We start from the raw sequence: 7257 nt of genomic DNA, 5'->3' as shown, positions 1-7257 counted from the left end.
TCGGTCAGGTATGGGTGAATCGCAATGCTGCCGCTCAATGGTCGAGCGGCAGCAGAATCTGAAATTCGGTACGTCCGGGCCGGCTTTCGACCTCGATCATCCCGTCGTGCTGCTGCACGAACGTCTGCGCGAGCGTGAGGCCGAGGCCGCTGCCGTCGTCGCGTCCGGACACGAGCGGGTAGAAGATCCGGTCGCGGATCTCTTCCGGAATGCCGGGCCCGTTGTCGACCACGTGCAAGTCCAGTGCCAGCTTGTACAGGCGCTTCGCGATCGTGATCTTGCGCGCGATGCGCGTGCGCAGCTCGATCTTCGCGTCGCCCTGCGCGATCCGTTCGCGCAGCGCCTGCGCGGCGTTGCGAACGATGTTGAGCAGCGCCTGGATCAACTGCTCCTTGTCGCCGCGCAGGTCGGGCACGCTCACGTCGTAATCGCGCTCGATCGTGAGCCCGCGCGGAAATTCCGCGAGCATCACCGCGCGCACGCGTTCGCACACTTCATGAATGTTCACGTCGCCGACGATGTGCGGATGCCGGTGCGGCTCCAACAGCCGATCGACGAGCGTCTGCAGGCGATCGGATTCCTTGATGATCACCTGCGTGTATTCGCGCAACTCGCCGCGCTCGCGCTCGCCCAGTTCGAATTCGAGCAGCTGGGCTGCGCCGCGAATGCCGCCGAGCGGGTTCTTGATCTCGTGCGCGAGGTTGCGGATCAGTTGCTTGTTGACCGCGGTCAGGTCGTGGATGCGCTCTTCCCGATCGGTGCGCGACTGCCGCTCGTTCTCGAACAGCTCGACGAGCACGAAATCGGGCGCGCTCTCGAGGAAGCCGACGATCGCATGCACGTGCAGCGGTTCGCGGCCGGGCCGGTCGAGCACCGTATCGAGGTGCGTCGCGTGAAAGCGTTCCTGGCCGATCGCGGTGATCGTCGACGCAAGCTCGTTCGCGTTCGGAAAAATCTCGCCCCACGGCCGCTGTGCGAGCTGCCGCCGCGAGATGTCGAGCATCGCCTCCGCGGACGGGTTCGCGAACGCGACCCGCAGCGTCTTGCGGTCGAGCACGATCACGACCGTCGGCAGCGCTTCGAGCCCCGCCAGCAGACCCGAGCGCGCGAGCCGCTCGTCGTCCGTCAGTCGTTCGGGTTGCCCCGTTTTCGCCTTGATCAGATTCTTCAGAACCATCTGCGTGCTTGTCGCGCCTCACCGGGCCAGAAAATGAAAATCGTCGGAACAAAAAAGGGACGGCCGGACGCCGTCCCCTTTCAGACTCCGCCGTTCCCGCCGCCAGCCGCGCGACGGGAACGAACCGGCATGACGGCGCTGAATCGAAGCGCCATCGCCGATTAGAGCGAGTAGTACATCTCGAACTCGATCGGGTGCGTCGTCATGCGGAACTTCGCCAGCTCCTGCTCCTTCAGCGCGAGGTACGCGTCGAGCATGCTGTCCGTGAACACGCCGCCACGGGTCAGGAACTCGCGATCCTTGTCGAGCGCTTCCAGTGCCTGGTCGAGGCCTGCGCAGACGGTCGGGATCTTTGCATCCTCTTCCGGCGGCAGGTCGTACAGGTTCTTGTCGGCTGCTTCGCCCGGATGGATCTTGTTCTGGATCCCGTCGAGGCCGGCCATCATCAGCGCCGAGAACAACAGGTACGGGTTCGCCATCGGGTCCGGGAAGCGCGTTTCGATACGGCGGCCCTTCGGGTTCGACACGTGCGGAATGCGGATCGATGCCGAACGGTTGCGTGCCGAGTAGGCGAGCTTGACCGGTGCTTCGAAGTGCGGGACCAGACGCTTGTACGAGTTCGTCGTCGGGTTCGTGATCGCGTTCAGCGCACGGGCGTGCTTGATGATGCCGCCGATGTAGAACAGCGCCAGTTCCGACAGGCCGGCGTAGCCGTTGCCCGCGAACAGGTTCTGGCCGTCCTTCCAGATCGACTGGTGAACGTGCATGCCCGAACCGTTGTCGCCGACGACCGGCTTCGGCATGAACGTCGCCGTCTTGCCGTACGAGTGCGCGACGTTATGGATGATGTACTTCGACCATTGCGTCCAGTCGGCGCGCTGAACCAGCGTCGAGAACTTCGTGCCGATTTCGTTCTGGCCCTGGCCCGCCACTTCGTGGTGGTGCACTTCGACCGGGATGCCGAGCTGCTCGAGCAGCAGGCACATTTCCGAACGCATGTCCTGGAACGTGTCGACCGGCGCGACCGGGAAGTAGCCGCCCTTCGTGCCCGGACGGTGGCCGGTGTTGCCGCCTTCGAATTCCTTGCCGGCCGACCACGGTGCTTCTTCCGAGTTGATCTTCACGAAGCAGCCCGACATGTCCGTGTTCCACTGGACCGAGTCGAAAATGAAGAATTCCGGTTCCGGACCGAAGTACGCCGTGTCGCCGATACCCGTGCTCTTCAGGTAGGCTTCCGCGCGCTTCGCGAGCGAACGCGGGTCGCGCTCGTAGCCCTTGCCGTCGGCCGGCTCGACCACGTCGCAGGTCAGCACGAGGGTCGACTCTTCGTAGAACGGGTCGACGAAGGCAGCGGTCGGGTCCGGCATGAGCAGCATGTCCGACGCCTCGATGCCCTTCCAGCCCGCGATCGACGAACCGTCGAATGCATGGCCGCTTTCGAACTTGTCTTCGTCAAACGCCGAAACCGGCACCGACACGTGCTGTTCCTTGCCGCGCGTATCCGTGAAGCGGAAATCGACAAACTTGACGTCCTCGTCCTTCACGAGCTGCATGACGTCGGCGACGGTTTTACTCATAACCTCTTCTCCTGATTGAACAATTCCGGCGGACTGGGAAACCGCCTCGTTTATCGAGCTGATCGGGGTCTTGCTTTGGCGCAGCGCGCCCCGATTCGACCGAATTCTATATAGCAGCTTCCGTGCCACCTTCATGCAGGATCGGCGCGAATCGCGTCAGGGCTCGCCAGGACAGGGCTGCGCTGCGCGATTCCGGGGCTTTACCCGCCATCGGTTCCGCCCCGAAAGCACCGACGTGGTGCAACCATCGAGCCCCGTCGCTTCGAGCGAGTTATTTTGGTGCATTCGCGCCATTCTGCACTCTTTTGGTGAGCGCGTGTACGGCCCATGCACCGTGTCGCAGGCGGACGTCCGTGCCGCGACGTCGCGCTAGAATGATCGTTTGACCGATACGGAGACTCCCTACCATGAGTACGCTGGACCAGCTTTACGCGAAGGCCGACGAACGCCGCGCACAAGGCGCGCTCAACTATGCCGGCGCGCTGCTGCCGGTCGAAGCATTCGAACTGCTGCAGCTCGACCCGTCGGCGCGCCTGGTCGACGTGCGCACCCGCGCCGAGCTCGACTGGATCGGCCGCCCGCTCGTCGGCGACGACCAGTACCTGCACCTCGAATGGACGCGTTACCCGGGCGGCGTGCCGAACGCCGAATTCGTCAACGAACTGAAGGCGGCCCTCCCGGCCGATACGCCCATCCTGTTCCTGTGCCGCAGCGCCGCGCGCTCGAAGCTCGCCGCGGTCGCATCCGCGCAGGCCGGCTTCACGAAGGCGTTCGACCTGCTCGAAGGCTTCGAAGGCGCGAAGGACGCCGAAGGCCACCGCAAGACGGTCGACGGCTGGTGCTTCCGCAAACTGCCGTGGATCGGCGCCTGAGCGCGCGCCGCTCACGCCGGCTGCGACGACCTCATCGTCGAGCCGGGCGATGACATGCCGATGACGGGCCGCGTTGCGCGGCCCGTTGCTTTTGACAAGGCGGCGTGGCAGGCCGCTCAGGCGCGCGGCGTATCGGGCTCGACGACGTCGCCGCCGAGCAGGTGCACGCCTTCGCGCAGCTTCACGAACGCGGCCGCGACCGCTTCCGGCTCGCCCTTCACGCCGAGATCGATGTGACGGCGCGCATAGATGCCGCCGCGCTCCGCGTCGCCGACGCTCGGCAGGCTGAACACGCGCACGCCGGGGAAATCGCGCTCGATCTTCTCCATCAACGGCGTGAGCGTCGATTCCGGCAGCTCGAACACGTACAGCGAGCGCTCGGCATGCGGCGTCGCGTGATGCAGATGCGCGTACTTCGTATCGAGCACCCATTCGATCATCGGCCACGCCATCACCGGGAAGCCCGGCACGAAATGCAGATCGCCGACCGAGAAGCCGGGAATCCGGTTGTAGCCGTTCGGGATGATCGTCGCGCCCGCCGGGAACACGCCCATGTTGAAGCGATGCTGGTTCTCCGGCGACTCGAAGTCGACCGGCGCGGCCGGATCGGTGTGCGTCTCGCGAATGCGCTCCGAAATCAACGTCTTCGCCTCCGGATGCAGCTCGAGCGGCACGCCGAGCGCGGCGGCCGCGCACTGGCGCGTGTGGTCGTCCGGCGTCGCGCCGATCCCGCCCGTCGAGAACACGATGTCGCCCGATGCGATCGCGCGCGCGAGCGTCGCGGTGATACGCGCCGGATCGTCGCCAACGTATTCGGCCCAGTCGAGCGCGAGGCCGCGCGCGCCGAGCAGCTCGATGACCTTCGCCAGATGCTTGTCCTGCCGGCGGCCCGAAAGGATTTCGTCGCCGATGATGATGATGCCGATGCTCATGCCTGCCTCATGTCGATTGCGGTGGCGCGCGCACTGGCGCGCAGGTCTTCCAGCGCGCGCAGGCAGTAGTGCCCGAACCACAGCGCCGAGAAGACGAGGATGAAAGCGTAAACCCAGATCATGGCGGCCGCGACGAACGGGAACAGCACCATCATCCAGACCGACGAGACCCACACGAAGGTCGGCACGGTGCCGAGCAGCCCGGTCGCGACGCCGATGCCGATCAGCGGCCAGCGGTGCCGGCGCACCAGCGCGCGGCGCTCGTCGCGGCTCGCGTGCAGCGCGAGCGCGTCGTAGGTCATCACGCGGTACGTGAGCCAGCCCCAGATCACCGGCGGCAGCAGCGCGAAGAACGGCGGAATCAGCCACAGCGGGATCGTGACGACGAGCAGCACGACGCCGACGATCGCCGCGCCGAGCGAATTGACCACGCTGCCGAAGAAGGTGCCGCCCCGCTTCGCTTCGAGCGCCGCGAACTGGCGATTCGACAGGTGCTTGATCACGACCGGCATCGAGATCGTCGCGATCAGCAGCAGCACGGTCAGCACGATCAGCGGGATCGCGAGCGACACGACCACGAACGGCGCGACGACCGCATGCAGTTGCGACATGCCGATCGCGTCGAACGCGCGATACAGCATGGCCGTCAGCACGAAGCCGTCGAGCGCGCCGCGCGCGAGGTCCAGCAGCGTCTGCCACGAGAACCACAGCACGGCGCCCCACAGCAGCGCCGACACGACGAACGGCATCAGGGTGAGCCACAGCATGCGCGGGTGCAACGCGCTGGCGAGCGCCCGGACGAAGGAACGCAGCAAGTCGTTCATGCGAGCCTATGGAATCTGGATTGACGGAGAAAAACGGGGAAAGGATAAACCACGCGGCCCGCATGCGCCAAAGCGCATGCGGGCCGCGTGGAAGGGTCGTTCAACGGGAGAACGGCCGGAGGGGATCAGGCCGACGCCGCGCCGCGCTTGGCGGGGAACAGGCGCCGGAAGATCCGCACGAACGCCAGGCCGTGCTGCGACCAGAAGCCGTCGCCATAGGACACGCCCTCGACCTGCTCGCGGATGCCGGTCGGCTCGACCGTGCGGCTCCACGACGCGGTGCCGAACATCATGTCCCACCACGGGAACAGCACGCCGAAGTTGCAGCCGTACTTGGTGCCTTCGTGGCCATAGCCGACCGCATGGTGGCGGCGGTGGAAGATCGGGCTGACGAGCAGGCGCTCGCCGAGCCAGCCGAACGACAGCCGCGCATTCGTATGCTGGATGCTCTGCACGAAGTTCGTGACCGCGGTGAGCACGACGAACTGCGACGGCGTCACGCCGATCACGAGCGCGATCGCCGCGAAGAAGCACGACTGCAGCACGTCGTCGAGCAGGTGGTTGCGGTCGTCGCACCACAGCGACATCTGGCGCTGGCTGTGATGGACCGCGTGCAGCTCCCACCAGACGCCGAACTTGTGTTGCCAGCGGTGATACCAGTAGCCGGCGAAATCGAGCACGACGAGGTAGATCGCGAACGCGACGATCGGCTGCGAGGTCACGCCCGGCCACAGATAGTCGAGGTTGACGTTCGCGACGCCGTGCAGGCGCAGCCACGCCTGGAAGTTGTCGAACACCGGCTGCAGCGCGAAGAAGAAGAACAGCGTGTAGATGCCGAGCTTCGAGATCGCCGTGTAGATCACGTCGACCCGCACCGCGCGGCGGTTCTTCCAGCGCTCGACCGGCAGCAGCGCCTCGAGCGGGCGCAGCAGCGCGAACATCAGCACCATCTGCAGCGCGCCGATGATCACCCAGTACAGCGCGTCGTAGGTGTCCTCGTCATAGTCCATCAGGTTGAACTTGAAGAGGAGCGGCTGCACGACGTCGACGTACAGCCAGGTCTGGATGTCCGACACGAACGCATCGATCAGGTGCAGCATCGTTCGCCTCCGCCCGTCACGCGCCGTTCGCCGCTCTCCACGGCGCGCGGTCGTAGAAGTAGATGCCGTGCGGCGAGCGGCCGACGGCGATCGTCTGCACCAGCTTGCGCGAGGCCAGGTCGATGATCCCGACCTTCTTCGCGAAACGGAACGTCACCCACAGCGTCTTCTTGTCGGCGGACAGCTCCATGTCGTCGGGGCCCGGCAACAGGCCCGTGATGTCGCCGACGTTGGTGAGCGTGTTCTCGTCGATGATGCTGATCGTGTTCGCGACGCGGTTCGTCACCGCGACGTGCGTGCCGTCGGCGAGCGAGCGGAAGTTGTGCGCGCCCTTGCCCGTGTAGATCTGCTTGACGATCTTCTGGTTGCGCCAGTCGACGACCGCGACGTAATCCGCGCCGGTCATCCCGACGAGCAGGAATTTGTCGTCCGGCGTGAGCCACAGGCCGGCCGGCACCTTGCCGACCTTCATCCTCCATTTGACCGTCTGCGTCGGCAGGTCGATCGCCGCGATCTCGCCGGACACCTGCAGCGACACGAGCAGCGTCTTGCTGTCCTTCGTGAACGCGAGGTGGCTCGGCATCACCGCGAGCGGCACGCGCTTCACGAGCTTCAGGTCGCGGCCGTCGTAGCCGTAGATGTCGACGCGGTCGAGCCGCAGGCCGGCCGCCGCGAACCACTTGCGATCGGGCGAGAAACCGAGCTGGTAAGGATCGTCGATCCCTTCGACGGTGCGCTGCAGCTTGCCCGTCTTAGGATCGAGGAACATCAGGCT

General features: G+C 65.6%; 7 protein-coding genes. 1 reads left to right on the top strand and 6 read right to left on the bottom strand.

The window, feature by feature from the left end; all coding sequences use genetic code 11:
- Nucleotides 1-34: 34 nt before the first annotated feature.
- Entirely contained in the window at nt 35-1177 is a 1143-nt protein-coding gene (gene glnL / locus JMF90_RS16270; protein ID WP_006478366.1) for a nitrogen regulation protein NR(II), read from the bottom strand.
- A gap of 161 nt (nt 1178-1338) precedes the next feature.
- The gene (gene glnA, locus JMF90_RS16265) at nt 1339-2754 is read right to left on the bottom strand and encodes a type I glutamate--ammonia ligase (RefSeq protein ID WP_011549441.1); all 1416 of its coding nucleotides are present in this window, start codon (nt 2752-2754) and stop codon (nt 1339-1341) included.
- Between the two features lie 407 nt (nt 2755-3161).
- Between glnA and JMF90_RS16260 the strand changes: the two genes are divergently transcribed.
- Nucleotides 3162-3626, top strand: a complete 465-nt coding sequence (locus JMF90_RS16260) for a rhodanese-like domain-containing protein (protein ID WP_201316992.1) — start codon at nt 3162-3164, stop codon at nt 3624-3626.
- A gap of 116 nt (nt 3627-3742) precedes the next feature.
- Here the strand turns inward: JMF90_RS16260 and JMF90_RS16255 are convergent, their stop codons facing one another.
- The 4 genes from JMF90_RS16255 to JMF90_RS16240 all read right to left on the bottom strand — a co-directional run.
- Entirely contained in the window at nt 3743-4558 is an 816-nt protein-coding gene (locus tag JMF90_RS16255; RefSeq protein WP_054927969.1) for a molybdopterin-binding protein, read from the bottom strand.
- A complete protein-coding gene (locus tag JMF90_RS16250) occupies nt 4555-5382 on the bottom strand; it encodes an EI24 domain-containing protein (protein ID WP_054927970.1) in 828 nt (275 codons plus the stop codon). The genes JMF90_RS16255 and JMF90_RS16250 overlap by 4 nt, the downstream gene beginning before the upstream one ends.
- A 125-nt stretch (nt 5383-5507) precedes the next feature.
- On the bottom strand, nt 5508-6482 hold the full coding sequence (locus tag JMF90_RS16245; protein WP_023477463.1) for a sterol desaturase family protein: 975 nt from the start codon (nt 6480-6482) through the stop codon (nt 5508-5510).
- 16 nt (nt 6483-6498) lie between these two features.
- Nucleotides 6499-7257: YncE family protein (locus tag JMF90_RS16240; protein ID WP_201325227.1), on the bottom strand; the 759-nt coding region annotated here is incomplete at its 5' end.

The sequence above is a fragment of the Burkholderia sp. E168m23 genome (assembly GCF_016586125.1).
GTDB lineage: Bacteria > Pseudomonadota > Gammaproteobacteria > Burkholderiales > Burkholderiaceae > Burkholderia > Burkholderia orbicola.
The sequence above is the reverse complement of the archived record's forward strand: the minus strand, read 5'-3'. Positions and strand labels throughout refer to the sequence as shown.

Excerpts from the sequence above, each read along its gene's own strand:
- glnL (WP_006478366.1), bottom strand. The coding sequence starts at position 1,177 with ATGGTTCTGAAGAATCTGATCAAGGCGAAAACGGGGCAACCCGAACGA.
- glnA (WP_011549441.1), bottom strand. The coding sequence starts at position 2,754 with ATGAGTAAAACCGTCGCCGACGTCATGCAGCTCGTGAAGGACGAGGAC.
- JMF90_RS16260 (WP_201316992.1), top strand. The coding sequence starts at position 3,162 with ATGAGTACGCTGGACCAGCTTTACGCGAAGGCCGACGAACGCCGCGCA.
- JMF90_RS16255 (WP_054927969.1), bottom strand. The coding sequence starts at position 4,558 with ATGAGCATCGGCATCATCATCATCGGCGACGAAATCCTTTCGGGCCGC.
- JMF90_RS16250 (WP_054927970.1), bottom strand. The coding sequence starts at position 5,382 with ATGAACGACTTGCTGCGTTCCTTCGTCCGGGCGCTCGCCAGCGCGTTG.
- JMF90_RS16245 (WP_023477463.1), bottom strand. The coding sequence starts at position 6,482 with ATGCTGCACCTGATCGATGCGTTCGTGTCGGACATCCAGACCTGGCTG.